This is a genomic window from Microbacterium sp. MMO-35 (assembly GCF_037147555.1).
Classification (GTDB): Bacteria; Actinomycetota; Actinomycetes; order Actinomycetales; family Microbacteriaceae; genus Microbacterium.
Genome location: NZ_JBBCVH010000002.1, coordinates 134,606 through 157,765, shown reverse-complemented (window position 1 = coordinate 157,765; position 23,160 = coordinate 134,606). Strand labels below are relative to the sequence as shown.

Annotated in this window: 26 protein-coding genes and 4 tRNA genes; 13 read left to right on the top strand and 17 right to left on the bottom strand. The window is 69.7% G+C overall.

What is annotated here, in order from left to right; all coding sequences use genetic code 11:
- Nucleotides 1-60 precede the first annotated feature (60 nt).
- Nucleotides 61-1,323, bottom strand: a complete 1,263-nt coding sequence (locus WFJ01_RS04040; protein WP_336628291.1) for a low temperature requirement protein A — start codon at nucleotides 1,321-1,323, stop codon at nucleotides 61-63.
- Between the two features lie 61 nt (nucleotides 1,324-1,384).
- The gene (locus tag WFJ01_RS04035; protein ID WP_336628290.1) at nucleotides 1,385-1,984 is read right to left on the bottom strand and encodes a YdcF family protein; all 600 of its coding nucleotides are present in this window, start codon (nucleotides 1,982-1,984) and stop codon (nucleotides 1,385-1,387) included.
- Nucleotides 1,985-2,078: 94 nt separating this feature from the next.
- Between WFJ01_RS04035 and WFJ01_RS04030 the strand changes: the two genes are divergently transcribed.
- From WFJ01_RS04030 to WFJ01_RS04010, 5 genes are all read left to right on the top strand, one after another.
- The gene (locus WFJ01_RS04030) at nucleotides 2,079-2,552 is read left to right on the top strand and encodes a hypothetical protein (protein ID WP_336628289.1); all 474 of its coding nucleotides are present in this window, start codon (nucleotides 2,079-2,081) and stop codon (nucleotides 2,550-2,552) included.
- A gap of 237 nt (nucleotides 2,553-2,789) precedes the next feature.
- Nucleotides 2,790-3,950 (top strand): tyrosine-type recombinase/integrase, encoded by a 1,161-nt coding sequence (locus tag WFJ01_RS04025; RefSeq protein WP_336628288.1) that lies wholly within the window; start codon nucleotides 2,790-2,792, stop codon nucleotides 3,948-3,950.
- A 414-nt stretch (nucleotides 3,951-4,364) separates the two neighbouring features.
- Entirely contained in the window at nucleotides 4,365-4,661 is a 297-nt protein-coding gene (locus tag WFJ01_RS04020; RefSeq protein WP_336628287.1) for a helix-turn-helix domain-containing protein, read from the top strand.
- Nucleotides 4,658-4,957 carry a hypothetical protein gene (locus tag WFJ01_RS04015; protein WP_336628286.1) on the top strand — a complete coding sequence of 100 codons (300 nt, stop codon included), beginning with the start codon at nucleotides 4,658-4,660 and terminating at the stop codon, nucleotides 4,955-4,957. Before WFJ01_RS04020 ends, WFJ01_RS04015 begins: the two co-directional genes overlap by 4 nt.
- Nucleotides 4,954-5,817 (top strand): hypothetical protein, encoded by an 864-nt coding sequence (locus tag WFJ01_RS04010; RefSeq protein ID WP_336628285.1) that lies wholly within the window; start codon nucleotides 4,954-4,956, stop codon nucleotides 5,815-5,817. Before WFJ01_RS04015 ends, WFJ01_RS04010 begins: the two co-directional genes overlap by 4 nt.
- 109 nt (nucleotides 5,818-5,926) lie before the next feature.
- Here WFJ01_RS04010 and WFJ01_RS04005 read toward each other — a convergent pair whose 3' ends face one another.
- A complete protein-coding gene (locus WFJ01_RS04005) occupies nucleotides 5,927-6,130 on the bottom strand; it encodes a hypothetical protein (protein ID WP_336628284.1) in 204 nt (67 codons plus the stop codon).
- A gap of 186 nt (nucleotides 6,131-6,316) precedes the next feature.
- Here WFJ01_RS04005 and WFJ01_RS04000 point away from each other — a divergent pair, with 186 nt between their 5' ends.
- From WFJ01_RS04000 to WFJ01_RS03990, 3 genes are read left to right on the top strand one after another with little or no spacing between them, the layout of a single operon-like run.
- Nucleotides 6,317-6,814 carry a hypothetical protein gene (locus tag WFJ01_RS04000; protein WP_336628283.1) on the top strand — a complete coding sequence of 166 codons (498 nt, stop codon included), beginning with the start codon at nucleotides 6,317-6,319 and terminating at the stop codon, nucleotides 6,812-6,814.
- A gap of 20 nt (nucleotides 6,815-6,834) precedes the next feature.
- Nucleotides 6,835-7,167, top strand: a complete 333-nt coding sequence (locus WFJ01_RS03995) for a hypothetical protein (RefSeq protein ID WP_336628282.1) — start codon at nucleotides 6,835-6,837, stop codon at nucleotides 7,165-7,167.
- Nucleotides 7,164-8,156: a hypothetical protein gene (locus WFJ01_RS03990; protein ID WP_336628281.1), complete on the top strand. Its 993-nt coding sequence runs from the start codon at nucleotides 7,164-7,166 to the stop codon at nucleotides 8,154-8,156. Before WFJ01_RS03995 ends, WFJ01_RS03990 begins: the two co-directional genes overlap by 4 nt.
- Here WFJ01_RS03990 and WFJ01_RS03985 read toward each other — a convergent pair.
- From WFJ01_RS03985 to WFJ01_RS03965, 5 genes are all read right to left on the bottom strand, one after another.
- Nucleotides 8,153-8,404 carry a hypothetical protein gene (locus WFJ01_RS03985; RefSeq protein WP_336628280.1) on the bottom strand — a complete coding sequence of 84 codons (252 nt, stop codon included), beginning with the start codon at nucleotides 8,402-8,404 and terminating at the stop codon, nucleotides 8,153-8,155. The two genes, WFJ01_RS03990 and WFJ01_RS03985, sit on opposite strands and share 4 nt — an antisense overlap.
- 127 nt (nucleotides 8,405-8,531) lie before the next feature.
- Nucleotides 8,532-9,179 (bottom strand): hypothetical protein, encoded by a 648-nt coding sequence (locus WFJ01_RS03980; RefSeq protein WP_336628279.1) that lies wholly within the window; start codon nucleotides 9,177-9,179, stop codon nucleotides 8,532-8,534.
- 106 nt (nucleotides 9,180-9,285) lie between these two features.
- Nucleotides 9,286-9,357: transfer RNA gene (locus WFJ01_RS03975), tRNA-Val, on the bottom strand.
- 29 nt (nucleotides 9,358-9,386) lie between these two features.
- Nucleotides 9,387-9,457, bottom strand: a tRNA-Cys gene (locus tag WFJ01_RS03970).
- A gap of 48 nt (nucleotides 9,458-9,505) precedes the next feature.
- Nucleotides 9,506-9,581: transfer RNA gene (locus tag WFJ01_RS03965), tRNA-Gly, on the bottom strand.
- A gap of 149 nt (nucleotides 9,582-9,730) precedes the next feature.
- On the opposite strand from WFJ01_RS03965, the gene WFJ01_RS03960 reads away from it, so the two are divergent.
- Together WFJ01_RS03960 and WFJ01_RS03955 are read left to right on the top strand one after the other, a co-directional pair.
- On the top strand, nucleotides 9,731-10,627 hold the full coding sequence (locus WFJ01_RS03960; protein WP_336628278.1) for a MerR family transcriptional regulator: 897 nt from the start codon (nucleotides 9,731-9,733) through the stop codon (nucleotides 10,625-10,627).
- Nucleotides 10,628-10,745: 118 nt separating this feature from the next.
- Nucleotides 10,746-11,102: a VOC family protein gene (locus WFJ01_RS03955; RefSeq protein WP_336628277.1), complete on the top strand. Its 357-nt coding sequence runs from the start codon at nucleotides 10,746-10,748 to the stop codon at nucleotides 11,100-11,102.
- Between the two features lie 23 nt (nucleotides 11,103-11,125).
- Here the strand turns inward: WFJ01_RS03955 and WFJ01_RS03950 are convergent, their stop codons facing one another.
- The 4 genes from WFJ01_RS03950 to WFJ01_RS03935 all read right to left on the bottom strand — a co-directional run bounded on the left by WFJ01_RS03950 (nucleotide 11,126) and on the right by WFJ01_RS03935 (nucleotide 12,978).
- The gene (locus tag WFJ01_RS03950) at nucleotides 11,126-11,920 is read right to left on the bottom strand and encodes an SDR family NAD(P)-dependent oxidoreductase (RefSeq protein ID WP_336628276.1); all 795 of its coding nucleotides are present in this window, start codon (nucleotides 11,918-11,920) and stop codon (nucleotides 11,126-11,128) included.
- A 93-nt stretch (nucleotides 11,921-12,013) separates the two neighbouring features.
- Nucleotides 12,014-12,328: an ArsR/SmtB family transcription factor gene (locus tag WFJ01_RS03945; RefSeq protein WP_336628275.1), complete on the bottom strand. Its 315-nt coding sequence runs from the start codon at nucleotides 12,326-12,328 to the stop codon at nucleotides 12,014-12,016.
- Nucleotides 12,325-12,810, bottom strand: coding sequence for an SRPBCC domain-containing protein (locus tag WFJ01_RS03940; protein ID WP_336628274.1), 486 nt, complete (start codon nucleotides 12,808-12,810; stop codon nucleotides 12,325-12,327). Before WFJ01_RS03940 ends, WFJ01_RS03945 begins: the two co-directional genes overlap by 4 nt.
- 92 nt (nucleotides 12,811-12,902) lie before the next feature.
- Nucleotides 12,903-12,978: transfer RNA gene (locus WFJ01_RS03935), tRNA-Val, on the bottom strand.
- Between the two features lie 145 nt (nucleotides 12,979-13,123).
- Here WFJ01_RS03935 and WFJ01_RS03930 point away from each other — a divergent pair.
- The gene (locus tag WFJ01_RS03930; protein WP_336628273.1) at nucleotides 13,124-15,124 is read left to right on the top strand and encodes an ATP-dependent helicase; all 2,001 of its coding nucleotides are present in this window, start codon (nucleotides 13,124-13,126) and stop codon (nucleotides 15,122-15,124) included.
- An 18-nt stretch (nucleotides 15,125-15,142) separates the two neighbouring features.
- Here WFJ01_RS03930 and WFJ01_RS03925 read toward each other — a convergent pair whose 3' ends face one another.
- The 5 genes from WFJ01_RS03925 to zapE all read right to left on the bottom strand — a co-directional run bounded on the left by WFJ01_RS03925 (nucleotide 15,143) and on the right by zapE (nucleotide 21,589).
- Nucleotides 15,143-16,333 carry an acetate/propionate family kinase gene (locus tag WFJ01_RS03925; protein WP_336628272.1) on the bottom strand — a complete coding sequence of 397 codons (1,191 nt, stop codon included), beginning with the start codon at nucleotides 16,331-16,333 and terminating at the stop codon, nucleotides 15,143-15,145.
- Nucleotides 16,330-18,465, bottom strand: coding sequence for a phosphate acetyltransferase (pta, locus tag WFJ01_RS03920; RefSeq protein ID WP_336628271.1), 2,136 nt, complete (start codon nucleotides 18,463-18,465; stop codon nucleotides 16,330-16,332). Before pta ends, WFJ01_RS03925 begins: the two co-directional genes overlap by 4 nt.
- A gap of 55 nt (nucleotides 18,466-18,520) precedes the next feature.
- Entirely contained in the window at nucleotides 18,521-19,087 is a 567-nt protein-coding gene (locus WFJ01_RS03915) for a type II toxin-antitoxin system PemK/MazF family toxin (RefSeq protein WP_336628270.1), read from the bottom strand.
- A gap of 40 nt (nucleotides 19,088-19,127) precedes the next feature.
- On the bottom strand, nucleotides 19,128-20,363 hold the full coding sequence (locus WFJ01_RS03910; protein ID WP_292880228.1) for an ammonium transporter: 1,236 nt from the start codon (nucleotides 20,361-20,363) through the stop codon (nucleotides 19,128-19,130).
- Between the two features lie 173 nt (nucleotides 20,364-20,536).
- Nucleotides 20,537-21,589, bottom strand: a complete 1,053-nt coding sequence (gene zapE / locus WFJ01_RS03905; protein ID WP_251439601.1) for a cell division protein ZapE — start codon at nucleotides 21,587-21,589, stop codon at nucleotides 20,537-20,539.
- Between the two features lie 178 nt (nucleotides 21,590-21,767).
- Here zapE and WFJ01_RS03900 point away from each other — a divergent pair, with 178 nt between their 5' ends.
- Together WFJ01_RS03900 and WFJ01_RS03895 are read left to right on the top strand one after the other, a co-directional pair.
- Nucleotides 21,768-22,661, top strand: coding sequence for a sulfurtransferase (locus WFJ01_RS03900; RefSeq protein WP_336628269.1), 894 nt, complete (start codon nucleotides 21,768-21,770; stop codon nucleotides 22,659-22,661).
- Nucleotides 22,662-22,680: 19 nt separating this feature from the next.
- Nucleotides 22,681-23,127 carry a SufE family protein gene (locus tag WFJ01_RS03895; protein WP_336628268.1) on the top strand — a complete coding sequence of 149 codons (447 nt, stop codon included), beginning with the start codon at nucleotides 22,681-22,683 and terminating at the stop codon, nucleotides 23,125-23,127.
- Nucleotides 23,128-23,160: the final 33 nt, after the last annotated feature.

Sequence of the window (23,160 nt, the reverse complement as noted above, 5' to 3'; positions counted from 1 at the left end):
CGTGCCGCTGAGCGCGATCGGGGTCGCGTGCGTCAGTCGGGCGAAGTCCATAGGAGAATCCTACGCCGCAACCGCCAGAGCCTGGTCCAGGTGCCGCTGCGCGAGCCGCCATCCGCCGGCCTCGTATGCGACGACGACGAGCACGGGGCCCGCCAGCACGACGAGCAGGCAGGCCCACAGCGGCAGGCCGGCGAACGCGAGCACGATGCCGAGCACCGGCAGCAGCATGGCGAGGGCGTGCAGCGGCAGGCCCTTCATCAGCGAGTGCACGAGATAGGAATGCAGCAGCGAGATCGAGACCATGAAGACGATCACGGGGATGGCGATCATGAGGATGACCACGGGTGTCGCGAGCGGGTGCTCATGGCGGAAGGCGTAACCGATGGCGTGCAGGCCGGCCCCGACGGCGGCGACGCTCGCGAAGATGAACGCGTGGCCGTATCCCCAGACGAACGAGCGTCGACGATGGACGGCGAGGATCGCACCGGACGGCATCATCGTGTACGACCACCACAGGGCGAAGGTCATCGCGACGCCCGCACCGATCACCACCACGGCATCACCGGTCCAGCCCTGGGTCTCCGAGATCTCCTGGGCTGCGGCGAGGGTCCCGATGACCGTCTCGCCCAGGGCGATGATCGTCAGCAGGGAATAGCGCTCGGCGATGTGGTGCGCGTGCCAGGGCGTGCCCCGTCCCTCGCCTTCGCCCTTGCGCTCCGCGACGACCGGGCCGCCGAGCTCGACCAGCCAGCACAGCGCGGCCGCGAGGATCGCGGCTCCGAACGGCAGCGGCGCCCAGGCCACCACGACCCAGCCGAGCTGAGCGATCGCGATGAACACGACGTAGGTGATCGCGTGCCGGCGATAGGCGGGGTCTCGCGCTGCACGCAGCCACTGCGCCAGGAGTCCGACCCGCATGACGATGTAGCCCGCCACCATGACGCGGTTGTCGAACACGCCGTCGAGCTCGAGGGACTCGAACATCCGGGGCAGCCCGATCGCGAGCACGATCACTCCGGACATCTGCACCATCGTGAAGACGCGGAACAGCCAGTCGTCGGTGTCGAAGGCGGAGGCGAACCAGGCGAAGTTGATCCACGCCCAGATGACGGCGGCGGTCGCGAAGGCGAACGCGCCGACCGCCGCTCCCCCGTGGCCGGCGGCGACGCCGGCCGCGAACTGCGCCCCGGCCACCCCGAACGCCGCGGCGAACACGAGATCGTAGAGCGCCTCGAGCGGCGTCGCCGCGCGGTGCGGCTCATGCCGGGGACGCCCGCGCATCGGCCGCAGTCCGTGCCGATACCGTTCGACCGCGTTCGTCATGCTGCTCCCCGTTTCCCCTCGGGACCCCGCAGCCGCGCCGCGGAATCGTGCAGCGTCCAACCTAGCGCGGCGCCGGATCCCGGCGATCCCGGTACCCCTTCCGGAGGGTCAGGGCCGCCGCGATCGCCTTGATCACGGTGATCTCTCCGAAGCGGTAGTCGTCGGCGCGGATGAGCCGGGCGGCGAGATCCGGGCGGGCGGCCCGCAGCAGCCCCCGGGCGCGCTCGGCGTGCAGGGCGTTCGACACGATCGCGAGCTCCACGGCGTCTTCGAGGAGCGGGAGGGAGTTGGCGATGTTCTCCTCGGTGGTCCGGCTCGCGGTCTCGACGAGGGCGGTCCCGGAGAAGCCGCGCTGCGCGGCGTACCGGGCGAGGATCTGCGCCTCCGGCTCCGCCCCGCGCACCGCACCCCCGGAGAAGACCAGCACATCGTCCGCGGTGCGCAGGGTGCGGAGCCCTGCGCGGACGCGGAACCGGTTCACTGCGTTGGCGCGGGCACCGCGATTGCCGTAGCCGAGGACGAGCACCGTGCGCCGCGCCCCGTGGCGGCCCGCCGCCAGCCCGCGCCGGCTCGCACGCGCCGACACGACCTCTCCCCAGAGCAGGAAGGCAGCACCGGCGGCCGCCAGAGCGGCGGTGGTCGCGGCAGGCGTCTTGTGCATCGGTCCAGGCTAGGACGCGAGGTGGTGGTGCCGGCCGGACGGCTGCCACGATGGGTCAGCGGGATCAGTCGCACTTCGAGCACGGGAGCGATCCATGGGCTACTTCATCGTCGTGATCGGGCAGACCGTCGTCCTCCCGATCGTCAGCGGTCTCATCGAGCTGTTCACCGTCGGCGGGGATCCGGTTCTCGTCTTCGGCCGATGGTGGGTGTTCTGGGGCGTGGGCACGCGTCTGCTCGTCGCCGGGCTCGTCCAGGTGTCGGGGAAGGGCCCGACGGCGGCGATCCTCGGCTCGGCGGCGCCGAGCGTGCAGGAGATCCAGCTCACGCGCGAGCTCGGCACCGCGAACATCGGAATGGGACTCGCGGGACTGCTCGCCCTCATCCCGTCCTGGGCGCTGCCTGCGGGGCTCGCCGGCGGCGTGTTCCTGCTCATCGCGGGACTCATGCACCTTCCGAAGAAGGGCAAGAACGCCCAGGAGAGCGTCGCGACGTGGACCGACCTGATCGTGGGAGCCGCGGTGCTCGCCCTGGCCGCGCGGGTGGCGCTCGGCGCCCTGTCCAGCTGACCCGGAAACGACGAAACCCCCGGGTAAGCCGGGGGTTTCTCCTGTGCGCGATACTGGGATCGAAAGAGAACCGGGTATCACCCCATATCGCGCGGAATCTCGCGTAAAATAGTGCTTGACCAGGTAATTCCCCACTGGAACCGAGTGGAACCAAGTGGAACGGAATGTAACCCCAACTGGTAGCACGCTGGTAGCACGCCAGCACCGCTCCGCACCTCGCAGAGAGTGAGTTCCGTTATGCCCAAGATGAAGGTCGGCACGATTCACAAGATGGCCTCGGGCAAGTGGCTCGCCCGCTACTCCGCACCGGACGGGAAGCGCTACGGCAAGTCCTTCCTGACCAAGGGCGACGGTACGAAGTGGCTGCAGATCGTGTACGCGGACATCTCATCTGGCCGCTGGGTCTCCCCTGGCGCATCGACCACGGCGACGCTCTTCGAGGAGTACGCGAAGACGTGGGTAAGGACGCGGAAGGTCAAGGGGCAGCCGATCGCCGACCGAACGCGCGAGAACTACACCGACCTCCTGGAGCGCGTGATCCTCCCTGAGTTCGGGAAGAAGCCGCTCAACATGATCGACCGCAAGGAGGTCGAACGCTGGTACGACGGCTTTGAGAAGCGCCTGGAGAAGCTCGCGGCGGCGTCGGAGAAGAAGCGCACGCGTACCAACGCGGATACCTACAGAGCCCGCGCCTACTCCCTCCTGCGGACCATCATGAAGTCGGCCGCGGAGGATGGGCACATCATCGAGAACCCTGCCCGGATCCGCGGTGCGGGCTCCGTCGATCGGCAGCACGAAGTCATCCCGGCGACGCTTGAGGAACTGGTGACGCTGACGAAGGCGATTCCGGAGAGGTATCGCTTGCTCGTCCAGCTCGCGGCGTTCTGCGCACTGCGATTCGGAGAGCTGACCGAGCTACGGCGCGGCGACGTGGACACGAAGAACGGCATTATCCGCGTCGCGCGCGCCGTCGTCATGGCCGATGGCAAGTTCGTGGTCAAGACGCCCAAGACCAAGGCTGGCGTCCGCCGCGTCGCCATTCCCCCGCATCTGATGCCGATGGTCCGCGATCACCTGATGCGGTTCACAGCGCCAGGAGGTGATGGCCTGCTGTTCCCATCGAAGAACGACGCCGAGCGACACATGCGCCAGAGCGCTATGGCACGCGTCTACTACCCCGCGCGTGACGCCGCCGGTCGTCCCGATCTCCGCTTCCACGACCTCCGCCACACCGGCGCGGTGCTCGCGGCCCAGACCGGCGCGACCCTCGCTGAGCTCATGGCACGCCTCGGGCACTCGACCCCGGCAGCAGCGATGCGATACCAGCACGCGGCGCAGGACCGCGATGCGGTGATTGCCTCGCGCCTTTCCGAGATGGTCGCCGCCGCGGGGTCGTAAGAGCCGGCGAGAGCCCGTGCCACGACGCCAGCGCGGGGTCCGTCTTTCACGGCTCGGCGCAGGTCGCCGCGCGGCCGGAAACCGAGCCGATCCCGAAGAAGCAGTCATCTTGGAAGCGACTGCCAGTGGGCATCTGAGGGCATTTCACGGCGTCGGCACATCGCCGTCCCGGTAGCCCGTGAAATGAGCTCAGATGCCCGCTGGGAGCCGCGCGCGCAACGGGAACGCTTGGTAGACTGGAACCACGAGGTAAGGCGTAACGGCCTCGACAATCCACGACGCCAGCACTTGGTAGCCACCCAGCGAAACGGGTGAACGATCACGGTGGAGTAATGAAGCCGATGGTCAGTGCGGAATCCTCCGAAGCTCCCACGAGATAGGCACAGCTGTGCCACATCGTGAGGAGCTTTCTCCATGTCCGGCAACATCCCCACCCCCGCCCGCCGCCGTCTCGGCACCCAGGAGCAGGCCGCTCGAATCTGGGGCTGCGACGTTCGTACGATCCGCAACCGGATCAGCGACGGCACCCTCACCGGCTTCAAGCTGCCCGGCACCCGTGCGATCCGCGTTGACCTCAACGAGGTCGAGCGGCTGCTCGAAGTGATCCCCGCCGCCAAGCGCCAGCCGCGCCAGCCCTTCGGCCCGGACGCCCGGATCGTCACCGTGATCCCACCCGTGCGCGCCGAAGTCGTCACCGAGGAGCCGTCATGACCGTCTCTTTCGTCCTCGCGCCGATCCTCAACCCCTTCCACTCATCCCGGAGCACAGAGACCGTCGTGTGCCCGGTCTGTGAGCGCACCTTCCACCCGTGGAAGCAGTCGGTCGGGCGCTACTGCACCAACAGGTGCGCGGGCGTGGCGCGCCGCCTGGAGGCGATCCAGCGACGCCGGGAACAGCGCGAGGAGGCCCGGTCCCCCGCCCGGACGGCCGAGGAGCGCGACCGGGCGGCCTCGGTGTCCGCCGACTGCATGGCCGCCTACGAGGCGATGAGGGAGGCGCTGTCGTGAGCGATGTCGAGGAAGTGCCCGAGAGCTTCGCAGAGGCGATCGAGGAACTGGCGCAGACGCTCTACCGAGCAGGCGTGCCGCTGACTCCCTCCATGCTGACGCACCTGTGGGTGGCTGGCCTCGTGGCCGCGAGGCTGGGCGCTGAACACGTGACGGTGAAGGAGTGGAAGCCCGGCAAGCGGTGGCCCGAGTTCCGGAACCTCCCCTACGTGCTGAAGTTCCCGTGCCCTGGCGATCATCGCACCGAAGATCGCCGCGATGATCCGTGGGTGTCGATCATCATCGAGGAGAACGGCTGGTTCTCACTCGATCCGCAGTCCGAATGCACCAAGTGCACCGCACAGAGCATTCGGGATTGGTTGCTGACGTGCCCGCGCTGCGAGAAGGGCGAGGACAGCGAGCGTCACGACCCGATGCACTGGGCTCTCGACGTGTTCGACATCGACGGAGGGTACGACGCTTCGCCGCTGGCGTGGATCATGCTCGAGTTCGGGCGGGAGGCCCGTCGCGCGCTGGCCCGTTGGTGGCTTGACCACACCGAGGAAGCGCTGGACTCTGATCCGATCGCGAGCAGATCGACGGAGAACCGGGAGCGCCTGCGCGTGAGCCAGGTCGCCTGGGCGCAGCGCGTGATCGAGAGCCAGCCGAAGCGGAAACCATCGAAGGCGAAGCTCGACGCGGCTGGAGCCGCGGTGATGACCGTGGAGGAGGCCGCCGCGTGGCTCGACGCTGAGGGAGTCCCGGCGACAGCGAGCCAGCGCGCCGCCCTTGCCCTGACCGAGGGCAGGCCGGGGCGTCCGTCCAAGCCGGTCATCGAGAAGGCGGTGACGCTCCGGAAGAGCCGTGCCACGCAGGCCTGAGCCCATGCCCTGCCCCTACTACTCCCGAAGGGAGTAGGGCAGGGCAAGGGCAGGGCAAGGGCGGGGCAAGGGCACAGGCAGAGTGGCCCGGCAGGCAGGGCCGCGACTCTCAGGGGTATACGGGGTCGTAAAGGCCGGTTGCCACGAGAGCCGCGGTGCGACGACGGCCATACTCGCGGATCTCCTGCTGACGAGGCGTGAGGTCGTTCTCCATGGCCCGGATGCTGGCCACGATGGACGTGATCGGGTTCGCCTGCATCGGGTCGATCGTGCGCGCGGTCATGCTCATCGTGGCGAGGTGCTGGGCGGTCATGTCGGGCTCCATTCGGTGAAGCCGCGAGGGCTCTTCTCGGTACCCTCGCGACCCCTCCAGGATACCCAATACCCCTCTGGGGTACCACGGCGGAACGTGGCGTAGTACGCTTGCGGATGAGGGCCCTTGCACGGCCCGAGGTGCGCTGCTGGCGGTAGGGCCGGGCCTGATTCAAAGGCCCCCGTCATGTCCCGATCTGAAGACAGCCCCCACCGCATCCAGCTTGCGCGTCGTCCTGAGCACATCTCCGACGCGAAGGAAGACGCGACCGTCAACGCCCTGACCGTGCTTGCCCACGGCGGCACCCTGAAGAGCGCGAAGCGCTCGCGCAACCTCGCTGCCGCCGACGCGGAAGCGACCATTGACCGGCTCCTCCGCGGTGGTAACGCGCCGACAGTGGAGGAGCCTCCCACGTCCCCTGTCCGAGGACATGCGGGGGACGAACGACGGCTCACCGCGGGACCGGTCTTGGGGGCCTCCCGCGGTGAGCCTGACCCGGACGTCACGGCCCGCGAGGAGTACGCCATGCGCGTCCGCGCAGGCATCCGCCGCACTGCGATGGTCCCTTCGGTGCTGACGGTCCCGTGCGCCGAGCACGACGCGGCCGTGGGCGAATACTGCTTCGGCAACGTCGCGCGCGGCGTGTGCGCCGATCGCGTCGTGCAACGGGCGGCACAAAGATGACGCGCCGGTACCAGCCCCACATGATCGCCGTCGATCACGAAGCGACCCGCCAGGCTGAGCAGTACCGCGAGGCCGCGAAGCCGGTGCCGACCCCTCGGGATCCTGAGTCGCCCGCGGCCTGGGAAGCCAAGCCCGAGCCGCCGCAGGCCGCGCAGCCGAAGCCGGGTCTCGGGCGCGGCGTGCGGGTCGTGCTTCCTCAGCCCGACGGGGCGGTCGTGATGAACCCGGAGGATGCCCGCATCGTGAAGGGCATGCTCAGCCAGGCCCTCCAGGTCACGACCGATCCCGCCACCAAGGCCAAGCTCCGTGCAGCCCAAGCCGAACTGAACTCGAAAACGCGAGGTGCCCTGTGACAACGACCCTGAAGGAACAGCAGATCGAGCACGCCGACGCCTGGGAGGCGATCCCCTCGGCCTCGCTCCCGTGCGGCTCGTGCGGGATCGCGGTGCGCAGGCCTGTGGATAATTCCGATCTGGACGTGCTGACGCTCTACAAGCCCGCGACCGGCCATGGCCCCGGTGACGGGCAGTTGGACCTTCTCTGGACGCGCTGCGCGACGTGCCGGATGACTCGCGCGGCAGCGTCCGACCTCATGGACGCACACCCCACGGTGCGCGGCAGCATCGGCGATCGGACCATCGCGATCGATCGCCTCGAAGACGCCCTTGCGGGGCTCGACATCCTCGGGATCACGAGCCCGCAGATCATCGACCGGCTGACCGCGAACGTCAAGCCGCTGCGCACGCTCATGGACGCCTTGACGATCCTGGGCGGCAGCGCCGCGTGGGTGCTGCACGCTCGCGCCGCGGGCTACGCCGGAGTCACGCGGACGCCGGCCAGCAGCAAGCGATGGGCGCACGTCAGCGAGGACCAGAGGCAGGCGCTCCGAGACGCCGCCGCCGCACTCCTCGCGCGCGACGTGGCGCGTCCTGTGGACGTGCTCGCGCCCTCGGACGACGGCAGCCCCTCGGGGTGCCTCCTGTGCGGCGTGGGAGCAGTGCAGGCATTCCGAGAGGACGCGGAGAGCGTCTGGACCCTCATGTCCGCCGACAGCGCGACCATCGGCGGCAGGCCGATGCCGGACACCCTGGACGGCGTTGTCTGCGCTCGATGCGATGCGGCAATCGACCGCGCGCAGGGAGTCGGCCAGCAGGCTATGGCCCTCAGCGTGCGCGACCTCCTCGGGATGCCGCGCTACCTCCGGTCCCTGGAGCACATCGATGGCCTGATCGGCTGGGCCGCGCTACCAAAGGGCGCCCGCCCCAATGCCGAGCCCTGGGCTCACATCGACTTGTCCCAGATCCGCGAACTGGCTCGGGCCATCCTAGGAAGTCGGTCCTAGGCGTTGGACTGGGGGCGGACATATAGCGGTAGCCCGATCTCGCCGTCGACAGCCCAGGTGTGAAGTTGCCATCCGATGTTCGCGATCGTCGTCATCTGCTCGTTGGCGAAGTGGTCATCCGCCTGCACCATCTCACGGCGCCCGGAAGTGCCCAGCCCGAGATAGATGCGTGCCACAAAAAATCGATCACCACGCTCCCAGGCTTCCTGCGCCAGCTCGGGTGACAACTTCGGGAGGAGTCGCTTCATGTGCCGAGCATACGAGAACCAAGACGAGTCATGGACTGTGCTCAATGCTGTGCCGTGTCCTAGATCTTTGGCGCCCCAGGCCGTGTCTCGTGCCTCAGAAGTAGCACGCAGCGTAGGTCCCACAGTCTCATTCCGTACGACCAAGGCTCGTTCGCAACTCCTTGAGAGTCTTCTGGATCCCACTCAAGGAAGCAGCGATAGAGGCCATTCTCCCGGGGAAGGAGGTGCTGGACTCGTTGTACGTCGTGAGTGCAATGTCGGACGCAGCGAGCGAGAAGTTCTCGCCGAAACGCCGCAGACGATTGCCCTTGTACGAGACCGACACGACGACCTTGTCAGGCGTCTTTAGCTTGTTGACCAGCTCGGGCCCGCCGTTGTTGACACCACTCCACCACGTGTTGGTCAGCTCGCTACCTGGCGGAAGCCATGGGACCGAGCTGTCGTATCGCGTCGCGAGCATCCCGGTGTTCTTCTCCAGACGACTTTCGGCGTCGAGGGGCGGGTCGAACGTCACTCGTAGGTCTCTGGCCGCCGACGCACCATAGTTCCTGATCACAAGCTCGAAGGCGGTGTCGCTGTTCTGTGACTGACGGAACAGCGCAATGACCACGGGACGCGTTCGCTCCTTGCTGTCCCTCGCTGTCGCGCTGATGGCAACGATTGCGATGATCGCCGTGACCACTGCGAAGACAGCAGACACCGCGGTCGCCCCTGCACTGATGAGGTCTGTGTATGGCGCGAGCAACTTTGCGAGCCACGCCCACCAATCGTTCATGCCTGGGAGCCTAGCGGTCCATTGGAAACTGGAATCAACTGGTAGCGGCGCGGTAACGGGAACAGAAAAGGCCCGGAAATCCGGGCCTCATCTGGCATTTAGTGTGTGCGCGATACTGGGATCGAACCAGTGACCTCTTCCGTGTCAGGGAAGCGCGCTACCGCTGCGCCAATCGCGCCTGTTCAGGCTATTCAGTTGAGAAGAGCGAGGTGGCGACGGGATTCGAACCCGTGTAAACGGCTTTGCAGGCCGGTGCCTAGCCTCTCGGCCACGCCACCATGTGGATTCGAACCCACATGCGGAAGCCCCCGAAGGGGCTCCTGCACTGGAGCGGATGACGAGACTCGAACTCGCGACCCCAACCTTGGCAAGGTTGTGCGCTACCAACTGCGCTACATCCGCGTTTTGTGTTTTCCCGGTGTCCCGGGCACTTGAAATACATTAGCCGAGGATCCACGCTTCGCCAAACCGGGCCTCGTTCTCGGGCGTGTCCACGGGCACGGCCCGGACACCGCTGGGCGACGCGAGGACCGAATGGCAGAATGCCGGGCATGACCCGTGACGAGCAGCGTGACGAAGAGGCACGACCCGTCGGTCCCCTCGCCGTTCCGACCTCGCCGGCACGCATCGGCGGCGCCCTGCTGAGCATCGGAGACTTCTCCCGGTACTCGCGGATCAGCGTGCGGATGCTGCGCCACTACGACGAGCGCGGACTCCTCGCCCCCGCCGAAGTCGACCCGTTCACCGGGTACCGCCGATATGCGCCCGAGCAGCTGCGCACGGCGGGGCGGATCCGGTCGCTCCGCGATGCAGGCTGCGGGATCCCGCTGATCGCGGAGCTGCTGCCGCTGTTCCAGGAGTCGCCGGAGACCCTTCACGAACGCCTGGAAGCGCATGTCGTCGGACTCGACGAGGCCGTGGAGCAGCTGGCCGCTCAGCGGCGTCTCACCCGCTCCCTGATCGCCGGGATCGACGGCGCGGAGCCGGTCGTCGGCGAGCGGACGTTCTCCGCGGCCCGCGTGCTCGCTCTGCATCGGACGGTGGCGTGCTACCCGGCGGAGGGCGAGCTCTGGTCCGACCTGCGCGACCTGCTCGCCTCCCCCGCGGAGGTGGATCCGAGCATGTTCGGAGACCTGATCGGTGCGACGTACTTCGACGCCGAGTACCGCGACGACGACGTGGAGATGGCCATCTGGCGCGACTACCGCGGCCCGTTCACGCCGCGGCACGGCTTCGAGATCGTCGATCTCCCGTCCCGCCGGGTCGCCTGGACGACGCACCGGGGCGGGTTCGAGTCGATCGGGCGGGCGACGGAGGCGCTCGGCGAGTGGGTCGCGCAGCACGGCCGCACCCAGATCGGCCCCGTGTTCAACTTGTACGTCGTCGGCCCCGGGCGGACCGACGACCCGGACCAGTGGGTGACCGAGGTCAACATCCCGATCGCGTGACTCGACCCCGACGCGCCTCCGTCGGACGGCGGGCTTGACTCTGCCACTGTGGCAGGTTCCAGCCTTGATCTGCGGGCGCCGGGAACGACCGGCGCCGCAGATCGAGAGGACGATGGGGATGAACGAGACCATGAACACGGTGAACTACTTCGAGATCGGCACGCCCGACCCCGAGGCGGCGCGTGCCTTCTATGGCGAGGTGTTCGGCTGGAGCTTCGGACCCGCGGGACCCGCGGGCTACAGCATGGTGAACGACACCGGCGGCGGGCTCTGGGACACGAGCGGCATCGGGTCGGGCACCTGGGCGGTGTTCTACGTCGAGGTCGCCGACATCGAGACGAGCATCGCGTCCGCGCTCTCCCACGGCGCGGGGACGGTTCTGCCTCTGGTGGACAACGGGGCCATCCTCTTCGCTCATCTGACCGACCCGGCGGGCAACCGGTTCGGCCTGTGGCAGCGCAAGACCGACGCCTGAGCCGCCTCTCCCCGGGGCGCCCGTCAGTCGACGAGCGCCCCGGCGGTGAGATTGGCGATCGCGCCGGTCATCGACCCCGCACGGTCGGACGCGGCGAAGGCGAGATACTCTGCCACCTCGTCGAGCACCGGAAGGCGCCCCAGTGCCGTGGACCCGGTGAGTCCCCGGATCCATTCGTCCATGCCGAGGCCCGACGCGTCGGCGATCCGTCCGAACATCGCCCGGGTGTACGAGGTCGTGAGCGCGTCCGAGATCGCGTGCGGTCGCACGCAGACCACCCGGACGCCGTCGGGCCCGAGCTCGCCGGCGAGGGCGCGTGAGAAGCCCTCCAGTCCGGCGGACTGCGCGGCGTTGCCGATCAGCCCGCGTCCGGAGAGCCGTGCGCCGGGCGTCGAGATCGTCAGGATCACACCGGCGCGCTGCGCGACCATGTGGCGCGCCGCGGCCTTCGCCGTGAGGAAGTTCGTCCGCAGATAGCCGACGACCGGATGCAGATAGTCGTCGAGGGATGTCTCCGTGAGGCCCCTCCCCTGCACATGGTCGAACCCCACCGCGTTCAGTGCGACGTCGATGCGCCCCGCGCTCTCGGCGATCTCGTCCGCGTGCCGCTCGACGGCGACCGGGTCGGAGGCGTCGACGACGGCGACCGACACCTCGCCGCCTTCCGATCGCGCCCTGGAGGCCGCCGCCTCGAGCCGCGGCAGCGAGCGCCCCGCGAGGAACAGCCGCGCCCCCTCCCGCGCGAAGACCCGGGCGGCGGCCGCTCCGATCGACCCGCCGCCGCCATGGATGACCGCGACCTTGTTCTCCAGCAGCATGATGCGCTCTCCTTCGTCTGCGTCTGCAACTTCAGGATTGCACTGGGAGCACTCTGACGCAACCCTCAGGTTGCACTAAGATGGGAATCCGGATCAGAGCCGCTCGGCGATCTCCTTGATCACCGCGAGCCGGCCCTCCCACTCCCGGCCGATCGCGTCGAGCCGGCGCGCTGCGGCGCTGAGTTCGGACCCGACGACGCGATAGCGCACCTCGCGACCGACGCGCACGGGTTCGACCAGGCCGACGTCAGCGAGCACCGACAGGTGCTTCGCGATCGCCTGCCGGGACACCGGGAAGCGCGCGGCCAGAGCGGAGGCGGAGGCATCCCCCTCCCCCAGCGTGGCGAGGATCCTCCACCGCGTCTCGTCGCCGAGCGCGGCGAACACGGGCACCAGCGAGGCCGTCATCGTCCACCCTCCCTCAGCAGGGCGACGAGCTTGTCGATCTCGAGGTCCCAGCCGCGTCGGTGGCTCTCGAGATTCGCCTCCGGGGCGGAGGTGCGCTCGAAGCCGGTCTCCACGACGGTGAGCCTCGTGCCCGATTCCTGGGCTTCGAGGGTGAACGTGAAGACCGTCGAGCTCGACTCGTCGAGGTCCGGGGGCAGGATGCCGAGGGCGTCGTCGTTGTTCCAGCGGTAGGTCACCGAGCGCGGCGCGTCCACGGCCTCCACGCGGATCGGGACGGCCCCGTGCCCCTCGAAGGTCATCGTCCCCACCGCGCCGACCCCCGCGCCGCACAGGACGGTGCGGCCGAACCAGCGCGAGAGATGCTCCGGATCCGTGATCGCGCGCCATACCTTCTCGACGGACGCGGCGATGGAGATGCTCCGGGTCACCGTGTAGGTCTCGCCGTCGAGCACTGCTCGATCGCCGCCGGTGGCACCCTGCATGTGACATCCTCCCGAACCGGCAGGAACGCCGAGACCGGCTGTCCTGCAACGGAGAGGTTACCCCAAGAGGCTCCGGAGGGAGGAGGAGATGATGGTGGGCGATGCCGGACTCGAACCGACGACCTCTTCCGTGTGAAGGAAGCGCGCTACCAACTGCGCCAATCGCCCTTGCGGGTTTTCGTGCCCTGAGGCACAGGTAAAGAGCATACCCGATCCGGCGGCGGCACTCCGACCACGCCGTCCGCCGGGCGTGGCGCAGACACCGGCCGAGGGCGATCCGGGGATGTCCGAGCCCGCGGATACCGTCATCACCGTGAGCACTGCAGAGCTGGTCGATGACCTGGACGAGATGCAACGCCGCGCGGTCGAGCACGGCGAAGAGCCGCTCGTCGTCGCGACCGGCGCGGGCACGGGCAAGACCCGGGTCCTGACCAGCCGCGTCGCCCGGCTCATCGATGCGGGCGCCGCGCCGGAGCGGATCCTGCTGCTGACCTTCACCCGCCGGGCCGCGGCGGCGATGACCTCCCGCGCTGCCGCGATGGTGGGCGACACCGCGCTCGCCCAGCGGATCGCCGGAGGGACCTTCCACGCGGTCGCGCATCGCATCGTCGCCGAGAACGCGCATCATCTCGGACTGGCCGACGTCACGGTCCTGGCTCCGGACGACATCGTCGACCTCGTCGACCTCCTGCGCAGCGAGCACGGCCTCGACGGCACGGACCGCCGCATGCCGACGAGCAGGGCGATCTCCGACATCGGATCCAGGGCCGTCAGCCTGGAGCGACCCGGGCGCGAGATCATCCAGGAGCAGTTCCCCTGGGCGCTCGATCACGCCGACGAGATCATGGCGCTGCTGCGTGCGTACACGCAGCGCAAGCGGGCCCGGGGCCTGCTCGACCTCGACGACCTCCTCGTCGCGTGGCGCTCGCTGCTGCGCGATCCCGACGTCGGTGCACGGCTCCGCGCGCGCTGGGACTGGGTCCTGGTCGACGAGTACCAGGACGTCAACCGCGTGCAGGCCGAGATCGTCCAGGAGCTCTGCCCCCAGGGGCGCGGTCTGACCGTGGTCGGCGACGACGCGCAGGCGATCTACGGCTTCCGCGGCGCCGGGGCCGGGCAGCTCCAGGGCGTTCTCGACCGGCACCCCCAGGCCCAGGTCATCCGCCTCGAGCGGAACTTCCGCTCCACCCAGCCCATCCTCGACCTGGCGAACGCCGCACGCCCCCAGGACTTCCCGATCCGCCTGGTGGCGCACCGTCCGGGCACGGCGCCGCGGCCCGAGCTCGTCCGCTGCGAGAACGCCGACGACGAGGCGCGCACCGTGGCGGAGCGGATCCTCGCGGCCCACGCGGACGGTCTGCCCCTGCGGGAGCAGGCGGTGCTGATGCGCGCCGGCTCGCACAGCGCACTGCTCGAAGTCGAACTGAAAGTCCGCGGCATCCCCTTCGCGAAGTTCGGCGGGATCGGCTATCTGGAGACCGCGCATGTGCGGGACCTGCTCGCCGCGTTCCGCGTGGTGCTGAACCCCGCCGACGAGATCGCCTGGTACCGCCTGCTCACCCGGCATCGCGGACTCGGCAAGGTGGGCGAGCGCCGCCTCGCCGGCGTCCTCGCCGATCAGGGCATCGCCGGCGGCCCGGAGGCGATCGCCGCGGCGCCGGCCACGGCGCGCGTCGGGCTCGCAACCACCCTCTCCCTGCTCGGCGTCGTCGACGCGGGATCCCCCGTGCCCGAGCTGGTGGAGGCGTGCGTCGACGCGGCCACGACGCTGCTGGCCCAGCACTACCCCGATTGGCAGCGCCGCGCGGCCGACGTGGCCGCGGTGGCCGAGGCCGCGGCCAGGCAGCGGGATCTCCGGGCGTTCGTGGGCGACCAGGCCATCGACCCCGTGACCCTGGCGGGCGACTGGGCCTCCACGCCGCACCTCGACGAGGACTGGGTGACGCTGTCGACGATCCACTCGGCGAAAGGGCTCGAATGGTCCGCGGTGCATCTGCTGAGAGCGACCGACGGCGCCATGCCCTCCGATATGGCGCTGACCTCGAGGGCGGGGCTCGAAGAGGAGCGGCGCCTGTTCTACGTCGGCCTCACGCGAGCCCGCGACACGCTGAGCATCTACGCGCCGGCCACCCTGCCCACGCACCCCACGGCATTCGCGGCCCGGCACGTCCTGGCCAAGCCGAGCCGGTTCCTGACGAGTGAGGCGCTCGCGTGCCTCGCCGTCGTGGACACCAGGGTCACCGCTCCCGGCGCCTCACCGGCGTCCCAGGACCCGCGGGTGCGCTTGGACGATCTCGACGCGCTGTTCGCGTGACCGCGCGCAGCGTCGCGCTCACTCCAGGATCCGGGCGGTCTGCCGCGCGATCTCGAGTTCCTCGTTGGTCGGCACGACGAGGACCGTCACCGGCGAGGAGTCGGTCGAGATCACCCGGATCCCCCGCCCCGGAGTCTCATTCCGCAGCGGATCGATCTCGACTCCCGCGAACCCCAGGGTCGCCATCGCCTCACGACGCACCAGGGCGTTGTTCTCGCCGACTCCCGCGGTGAACGAGATGACGTCCACGCCGCCGAGCTGGGCGATGTAGGCCCCCGCGTAGCCGCGCAGCCGGTGGATGTACACGTCGAAGGCGAGCGTCGCCGCCTCATCCCCCGCCGCGGCCCGGGCGAGCACGTCGCGCATGTCGGAGACGCCGGAAAGGCCCTTCAGTCCGCTCCGGGTGTTCAGCAGCTCGTCCAGCTCCGCCACCGTGAGGCCTGCGCGCCGTGCGAGCGTGAACAGCACCGCGGGGTCGATGTCGCCCGACCGTGTTCCCATGACGAGCCCTTCCAGCGGCGTCATCCCCATCGACGTCTCCACCGACCGGCCGCCGAGCACGGCGGTCACGGAGGCCCCGTTGCCGAGATGGAACACGAGTTGTCGCAGGCCCTCCCGCTCGCCGCCGACGAACGCTGCGGCCGCCTCGGAGACGAACTTGTGCGACGTGCCGTGGAACCCGTATCGCCGAATGCGGTACGACTCCGCCAGATCGCGGTCGATCGCGTAGGTGTAGGCGGCGGGCGGGAGCGTCTGGTGGAACGCCGTGTCGAAGACGGCGACGTGCGGCACCGCCGGGAACGCGCGTTCTGCGGCCCTGATCCCCTGCAGCGCGCCGGGGTTGTGCAGCGGCGCGAGAGCCGCGAGCTCGTCGATGTCGGCCTCGACCTGCGGCGTGATCACCGTCGGCTCGAAGAAGCGCGCACCGCCGTGCACCACCCGATGCCCCACCGCCGCGGGCGGGAACTCGTCCAGCGACGGACCGTGCGCGCCGAAGGCGTCCAGCATCACGTGGAAGCCGGCGGTGTGGTCGGGGATCGGCAGGATCCGCTCCGTCTCCGTCCCCGCGGCGTCGACGTGCACGGCCCGGCCCTCGTCCTGCCCGATCCGCTCGACCAGCCCCGACGCGAGCGCCGCTCCGGTGGCCGTGTCGACGAGCTGGTACTTGAACGACGAGGATCCGCTGTTGATCACGAGCACGACGCTCATGCGGGCACCTCCTGGGCCTGGATCGCCGTGATCGCGATCGTGTTGACGATGTCCTCCACCAGCGCTCCGCGGGACAGGTCGTTGATGGGCTTGTTCAGCCCCTGCAGCACCGGTCCCATGGCGACGGCGCCGGCCGAGCGCTGCACCGCCTTGTAGGTGTTGTTGCCCGTGTTGAGGTCGGGGAACACGAACACGGTCGCTCGCCCCGCCACCGACGATCCCGGCAGCTTCGCCCGCGCCACGGCGGCGTCCGCGGCCGCGTCGTACTGGATCGGCCCCTCGACCGGGAGCTCCGGCGCGCGTTCGCGCACGAGCTGCGTCGCCGCGCGCACCTTCTCCACCTCGGCCCCGGATCCGGAGTCGCCGGTCGAGTACGACAGCATCGCCACCCGCGGCTCGATGCCGAAGGCCGTCGCCGTGGCCGCCGACGAGATCGCGATGTCGGCGAGCTGCTCGCTCGTGGGATCCGGGATCACCGCGCAGTCGCCGTAGACGAGCACCCGATCGGCGAGCGCCATGAGGAACACCGAGGACACCACCGAGACACCGGGGCGCGTCTTGATGATCTCGAACGCCGGCCGGATCGTGTGCGCGGTCGTGTGCGCGGCTCCCGAGACCATGCCATCGGCCAGCCCGAGATGGACCATGAGCGTGCCGAAGTACGACACGTCGGTGACCGTGTCCGCGGCCTGGGCGAGCGTCACCCCCTTGTGCGCCCTGAGCCGGGCGTACTCGGCGGCGAAGCGCGGCACCAGTTCGGGATCCGTCGGCGACACGATGCGCGCCGCATCGAGGTCGACGCCGAGCTCGCGGGCGCGCGAGCGCACGGCCGCTTCGTCGCCGAGGATCACGAGATCGGCGATGCCGCCGCTGAGCACCGCGCCCGCGGCGCGCAGCACGCGGTCGTCCCCTCCCTCGGGAAGGACGATCGTCCGGCGCTGGGTGCGCGCCCGGTCGAACAGCTCGTACTGGAACATCAGCGGCGTCACGACGTCGGACCGCGCGACGCCGAGCAGCGCGATGAGCGCGGGCACGTCGACGTGCTGCTCGAAGAGCGCCAGCGCCCGTCCGACCCGGTGCGGCGCGTCGACGGAGAGGCGGCCCGGCGCGTTCATCACGCGCACGGTCGTCTCGTAGGTCCCGAGATCGGTCGCGATGATCGGCACCCGGGGGCCGAGGCCGTCGAGCAGCCGTTCGATCGGCTCCGGGAGCACGAAGGGCCCGTTGAGCACGATCGCGGCGATCGACGGGAAGGTACCGGCGGCCTGCGCGAGCAGCGTGGCCAGGAGCACCTCCTCACGGTCGGCGGGGATCACGACGACCGAGGATTCGATCAGCCGCGGGAGAACGTTCACCATCGACATGCCGGCGATGACGACGTCCAGCACCTCGCGGTCCAGGAGCCCTTCGTCGCCCCGCGCCAGCCGGCCGCCGAGCGCCTGCAGCACGCCGCGCACGGACGGCGCCACGAGCGGCGGGTCCTCCGGGATGACCCACACCGGCACACCGTCGGCACCGTCTTCCGTCCGTTCCTCGAGGACCGCGGAGACGGCGGCACGGATGTCCTCGCCGTGATCGGGATCGGCGCGATTGACGACGATCGCCGACAGCACCGCCCGCTCCTGCGCGAGTTCGGCGATGCCGAGCCGCGCCAGCTGGCCGAGCTGCGCGGCGGTGCGCGCCGAGGTCGCCCCGAGGCGCTCGCCGTGGCCCGCGGTGTCCCGCCCGCCGAGCACCAGCAGCACGGTCGCGCCCAGGTTCGCCGCGATGCGGGCGTTGAGCCCGAGCTCTGCGGGACCGGCGACGTCCGTGTAGTCGCTGCCGAGGATCACCACGGCATCGCTGCGCGCTTCGACGGCGTGGAAGCGCTCGAGGATGCGGCCGAGCGCGGCATCCGGATCCGCGTGCAGCTCGTCGTAGCCGACGCCGATGCAGTCCGCGGCCGGCAGTCCGATCCCGCTGCGCGAGAGGAGCATCTCGAGCACGTCGTCGGTGCCGTCGCTCGCCCGCGTCACGGGGCGGAAGACGCCGACGCGCGCCGTCGCCCTGCTCAGCGCGTCGATCACCCCCAGCGCGATCAGCGACTTGCCGGAATGGCCTTCGATGGACGTGATGAGGATGCTCTTCGCCACGAGCCCAGCCTACGGCGGCCCCGACGCGGAACGGACCCGTTCCGGCGAGGACCGCTCAGGCGGAGGTCCATCCGAACCGGCGCTCCAGGACGCCCGCGACGCTCTCGAACCGGCGGCGGTCCAGAGCCGCCGCCTCCCGGCGCACGCCGGAGACGTGCACGCTGTACAGCTGGTCGACGTCCACCCAGCTCTCGCGTCCCTGACCGTCCCAGGGACCGGATCCGAGGGAGAGGAAGTCGCGGTCGCCGTCGTGCGACTTGCTCGTGAGCTTCACCGCGTACACGCGCTCCGCCGACTGCGTCGCGATGACCAGCACGGGCCGGTCCTTGCCGCGACCGTCGCGCTCGGCGTAGGGCACCCAGGTCCAGACGATCTCGCCGGCGTCCGGCGCGCCGTCCCGGCGCGGCGCGTAGGCGACCCGCAGGTTCCGCACCGACCTCGGATCCAGTTCGATGGTCTCGGTCAGGCCGCCCTGACCCGGTACGACGGCCGGTGCTCCCGCGGCCGTCCCCGCCGGGGAGGCGGATGCCCGGGCCTGGCGCGAGCCGCCGCCGAGCGAGCGGAGGATCGCGGCGACGGCGCCGACGAGCGCGGACAGGATGCCGTTGCCATTGGTGGTCACAATGACACCCTATCCGCGCGTTCCCGCATCCCCGCGGGCCTCACGAGGTGAGCGCGTAGCCCTCCTCGCCGTGCACCACGAGGTCGACGCCGGCGATCTCGTCCTCGCTGGTGACACGGAAGCCGATGGTCTTGTCGATGACGAGGCCGATCACCAGCGCCACGACGAAGGAGTAGACGAGCACGCCGCCCGACGCCAGCACCTGCACCACGAGCAGGCGGAGGTCGCCGCCGGTGAACAGGCCCTGGCCGGTGGCGAAGAAGCCGAGGTAGATGGTGCCGATGAAGCCGCCCACCAGGTGCAGCCCGACCACGTCGAGCGAGTCGTCGAACCCGAGGTGGAACTTGAGCTCGACGGCCAGGGCGCACACCGCGCCGGTCAGCGCGCCGAGCAGCAGGGCCCAACCCGGCGTCAGGTTCGCACACGCCGGAGTGATGGCGACGAGTCCGGCGACCGCACCGCTCGCCGCTCCGACGGACGTGGCCTTGCCGCCGCGGATCCGCTCGATGAGGATCCAGCCGAGGATGCCGGCCGCAGCAGCGCCGAAGGTGTTGATCGTGATGAGCCCGACCCCGTCCATCCCCTTCGTGGTCCACTGCGCACCGGCGTTGAAACCGAACCAGCCGAACCACAGCAGGGCGGCGCCGAGGAGGGTGAGCGGGACGTTGTGCGGCTTCTGGATGCCCTTCTGGAACCCGATCCGCTTGCCCAGCACGAGGGCGAGGGCGAACGCGGCCGCGCCCGCGTTGATGTGCACGGCGGTGCCGCCGGCGTAGTCGATGAACTCGATGCCGCTGTCCTTGCCGAACAGCATCGCACCGAGGTGCATGATCCATCCGCCGCCCCACACCCATGCGGCGATCGGGAAGTAGCCGACGGTGGCGAACACCCCCACGAAGATGAGCCACGGCCCGAACTTGGCGCGGTCGGCGATCGCACCGGAGATGAGCGCGACGGTGATGATCGCGAAGGTCGCGCCGTACCCGACGGTCAGCAGCGCGATGTTGGATCCCTTGCCGCTCGCGAGCGACGCGAGCCCGAAGTCGGCGAACGGGTCGCCCGCGAACTGGGTGGGCGAGGAGACGCTCGCCATGGACGACCCGTAGAGGATCCACAGCACCGCGACGAGCCCGATCGCGCCGAAGCTCATCATCATCATGCTGATGACGCTCTTGGCCTTGACCAGACCGCCGTAGAAGAACGCGACTCCCGGGGTCATGAGCAGCACGAGCGCCGTCGCCGTGACTCCCCAGGAGATGTTCCCTGTTGCTTCCATGCGCTGCGCCTCCACTTGATCGCCGTGTGCGTTTCAGTGTGGCGACGTCGTGTTTCGCGCGGACACGGCGCATGTTGCGGCAGTGTTACAGGAGGCGCTCCCGTGTGAACAACGTGTTTCGTGGCTCTTCGGCAGGCTCGGCGGCCGCTCTCGCGCGCTCCGAGACCACCGCGTCAGACCGTGGCGGGGCGCTCCGCGTGCGAGAGCGCGTTCAGGCGCGAGATGGCCCGCAGGTACTTCTTGCGGTATCCCCCGCCGAGCATCTCCTCGCTGAAGACCTCGTCCAGCGGACGACCGGTCGCGAGGATCGGGATCTGCGCGTCGTACGCACGATCGACGAACGCGACGAACCGCAGCGCCTCCGACTGATCGGTGAGCTGACGCACATCGCGGATCCCCAGCGCCTCGACACCGGCGATGAGGCGGATGTAGCGCGACGGGTGCACCTGGGCGAGGTGCTTGACGATGTCGTCGAACGCGTCGTCCGAGACGCGGTGTCCGGCGCTCAGGGCGCCGAGCTGCGCGGCGTACTCGTCGGCGCTCAGAGCGAGGGCATGACCGTCCAGCGCGCGCTGACGGAAGTCGACGCCGTCGATGCGGATCGTCTCGAAGCTGTCCGACATCGCGTGGATCTCGCGGAGGAAGTCCTGCGCCGCGAAGCGCCCCTCGCCCAGCGCGTTCGGCGGGGTGTTCGAGGTGGCGGCGAGCTTGGTGCCTCCGCCGACGAGCTCGCCGAGAAGGCGCGTCATCACCATCGTGTCGCCCGGATCGTCGAGCTCGAACTCGTCGATGCAGAGCAGATCGGATCCGCGCAGCAGGTCGACCGTATTGCGGTAGCCGAGCGCGCCGACGAGCGCGGTGTACTCGATGAAGGATCCGAAGTACTTCCTCCGCGCGGGCATCGCGTGGTAGATCGAGGCGAGGAGGTGGGTCTTGCCGACGCCGAAGCCGCCGTCGAGATAGACCCCCGGCTTGGACTCCGGAACCTTGGGCGCGCGGCGGAACAGACCTCCGCGCTTGATCGGCTGCGCCCCCGTGGCGAACGCCATGAGCTGCTGCTTCGCCTCCTCCTGGGAGGGGAAGGCGGGATCCGACCGGTAGCTGTCGAACGTCGCGCCGTCGAACTGCGGAGGAGGCACGAGCCCCGTCAGCAGTTCGGTGCCGGTCATCTGCGGCTGGCGGTCGATGAGGTGGACGACGCCGGAGGGGGCGGCCTGATCGGTCATGCGGATCCTGTGTCGAAGTCTTACCCTGCGGATGCGCAGGGGCGCACGGGGTTCTAGTGTCGAGGTGACGGATCAACCCTACGCCGTCGCCGTCACCGGTTTCACCGCGCGTCATCGCGTGCGAGGCACCGCTCACGGACCCTGCCGCCCTGTACCACCGTCTCCGAGGGAGCACCTTGTGACCGTCGAGTTCGACACCACCTCCGCAACGTTCGCCGACTACGCCGAGCCCGGCCGCCTCGTCAGCACCGAATGGCTGGCCGCCCGCCTCGGCGAGCCGGGCCTCGTCGTCGTCGAATCCGACGAGGACGTGCTGCTGTACGAGACCGGGCACATCCCCGGTGCGGTGAAGGTCGACTGGCACACCGAGCTGAACGACCCGGTCGTGCGCGACTACGTCGACGGCGCCGGGTTCGCCGAGCTGCTCAGCCGCAAGGGCATCTCCCGCGACGACACCGTCGTCATCTACGGCGACAAGAACAACTGGTGGGCCGCCTACGCGCTGTGGGTGTTCTCGCTCTTCGGACACGAGGACGTGCGCCTGCTCGACGGCGGTCGCGACCGCTGGATCTCCGAGGGCCGCGAGATCACCACCGAGCTCCCTGCCCGGGAGGCCACTGAGTATCCCGTCGTCGAGCGCGACGACACGGCGCTGCGCGCCTACAAAGAGGACGTGCTCGCCCACCTCGGCAACCCGCTCATCGACGTGCGCTCCCCCGAGGAGTACAACGGCTCGCGCACGTCCGCGCCGGCCTACCCGGAGGAGGGCGCGCTGCGCGCCGGGCACATCCCCACTGCGCAGAACGTGCCGTGGGCCAGGGCCATCGCCGAGGACGGGGGCTTCAAGCCCCGCGCCGAGCTGGAGGCGATCTACCTCGACGGCGCGGGTCTCGAGGCCGGGGACGACGTCGTGGCGTACTGCCGCATCGGTGAGCGCTCCGCTCACACCTGGTTCGTGCTGAAGCACCTGCTCGGCTTCGAGAACGTGCGCAACTACGACGGATCCTGGACCGAATGGGGCAGCGCGGTGCGCGTGCCGATCGTCACCGGCGAGGAGCCCGGCTCGATCTGAGCGTGGGAGGATGGCGGGGATGACTGACACCCCCGCCTCCGCCCTCCCCGACTCCCTGGCCGAGATCAGGGACGAGTTCCTGGAGCTGCCCGAATCGGATCGACTGCAGCTGCTGCTGGAGTTCTCGAACGAGCTCCCGCCGGTGTCGGACGAGGTCGCCGCGCACCCCGAGATGACCGAGCGCGTCGCGGAGTGCCAGTCGCCCGTCTACATCTACGTCGAGGTGGCCGACGGGGCCGTCACGATGCACGCCACCGCGCCGGCGGAGGCGCCGACGACCCGGGGCTTCGCCAGCATCCTCGCGCAGGGCATGGCCGGACTGAGCCCCGAGGCGGTGCTCGCGATCCCCGACGACTTCCCGCAGTCCATCGGTCTCACCAGGGTCGTCTCCCCGCTGCGGATCTCGGGGATGAGCGGAATGCTCATGCGGGCCAAGCGCCAGGTGCGCACGCGCCTCGCCTCCTGACGCCCCGCCCCTGCCCGACCGCGAGACCGAACC

Coding starts and splice junctions, on each gene's coding strand:
- WFJ01_RS04040 (WP_336628291.1), bottom strand. CDS start 1,323: ATGACGAACGCGGTCGAACGGTATCGGCACGGACTGCGGCCGATGCGC.
- WFJ01_RS04035 (WP_336628290.1), bottom strand. CDS start 1,984: ATGCACAAGACGCCTGCCGCGACCACCGCCGCTCTGGCGGCCGCCGGT.
- WFJ01_RS04030 (WP_336628289.1), top strand. CDS start 2,079: ATGGGCTACTTCATCGTCGTGATCGGGCAGACCGTCGTCCTCCCGATC.
- WFJ01_RS04025 (WP_336628288.1), top strand. CDS start 2,790: ATGCCCAAGATGAAGGTCGGCACGATTCACAAGATGGCCTCGGGCAAG.
- WFJ01_RS04020 (WP_336628287.1), top strand. CDS start 4,365: ATGTCCGGCAACATCCCCACCCCCGCCCGCCGCCGTCTCGGCACCCAG.
- WFJ01_RS04015 (WP_336628286.1), top strand. CDS start 4,658: ATGACCGTCTCTTTCGTCCTCGCGCCGATCCTCAACCCCTTCCACTCA.
- WFJ01_RS04005 (WP_336628284.1), bottom strand. CDS start 6,130: ATGACCGCCCAGCACCTCGCCACGATGAGCATGACCGCGCGCACGATC.
- WFJ01_RS04000 (WP_336628283.1), top strand. CDS start 6,317: ATGTCCCGATCTGAAGACAGCCCCCACCGCATCCAGCTTGCGCGTCGT.
- WFJ01_RS03995 (WP_336628282.1), top strand. CDS start 6,835: ATGATCGCCGTCGATCACGAAGCGACCCGCCAGGCTGAGCAGTACCGC.
- WFJ01_RS03985 (WP_336628280.1), bottom strand. CDS start 8,404: ATGAAGCGACTCCTCCCGAAGTTGTCACCCGAGCTGGCGCAGGAAGCC.
- WFJ01_RS03980 (WP_336628279.1), bottom strand. CDS start 9,179: ATGAACGATTGGTGGGCGTGGCTCGCAAAGTTGCTCGCGCCATACACA.
- WFJ01_RS03960 (WP_336628278.1), top strand. CDS start 9,731: ATGACCCGTGACGAGCAGCGTGACGAAGAGGCACGACCCGTCGGTCCC.
- WFJ01_RS03955 (WP_336628277.1), top strand. CDS start 10,746: ATGAACGAGACCATGAACACGGTGAACTACTTCGAGATCGGCACGCCC.
- WFJ01_RS03950 (WP_336628276.1), bottom strand. CDS start 11,920: ATGCTGCTGGAGAACAAGGTCGCGGTCATCCATGGCGGCGGCGGGTCG.
- WFJ01_RS03945 (WP_336628275.1), bottom strand. CDS start 12,328: ATGACGGCCTCGCTGGTGCCCGTGTTCGCCGCGCTCGGCGACGAGACG.
- WFJ01_RS03940 (WP_336628274.1), bottom strand. CDS start 12,810: ATGCAGGGTGCCACCGGCGGCGATCGAGCAGTGCTCGACGGCGAGACC.
- WFJ01_RS03925 (WP_336628272.1), bottom strand. CDS start 16,333: ATGAGCGTCGTGCTCGTGATCAACAGCGGATCCTCGTCGTTCAAGTAC.
- WFJ01_RS03910 (WP_292880228.1), bottom strand. CDS start 20,363: ATGGAAGCAACAGGGAACATCTCCTGGGGAGTCACGGCGACGGCGCTC.
- zapE (WP_251439601.1), bottom strand. CDS start 21,589: ATGACCGATCAGGCCGCCCCCTCCGGCGTCGTCCACCTCATCGACCGC.
- WFJ01_RS03895 (WP_336628268.1), top strand. CDS start 22,681: ATGACTGACACCCCCGCCTCCGCCCTCCCCGACTCCCTGGCCGAGATC.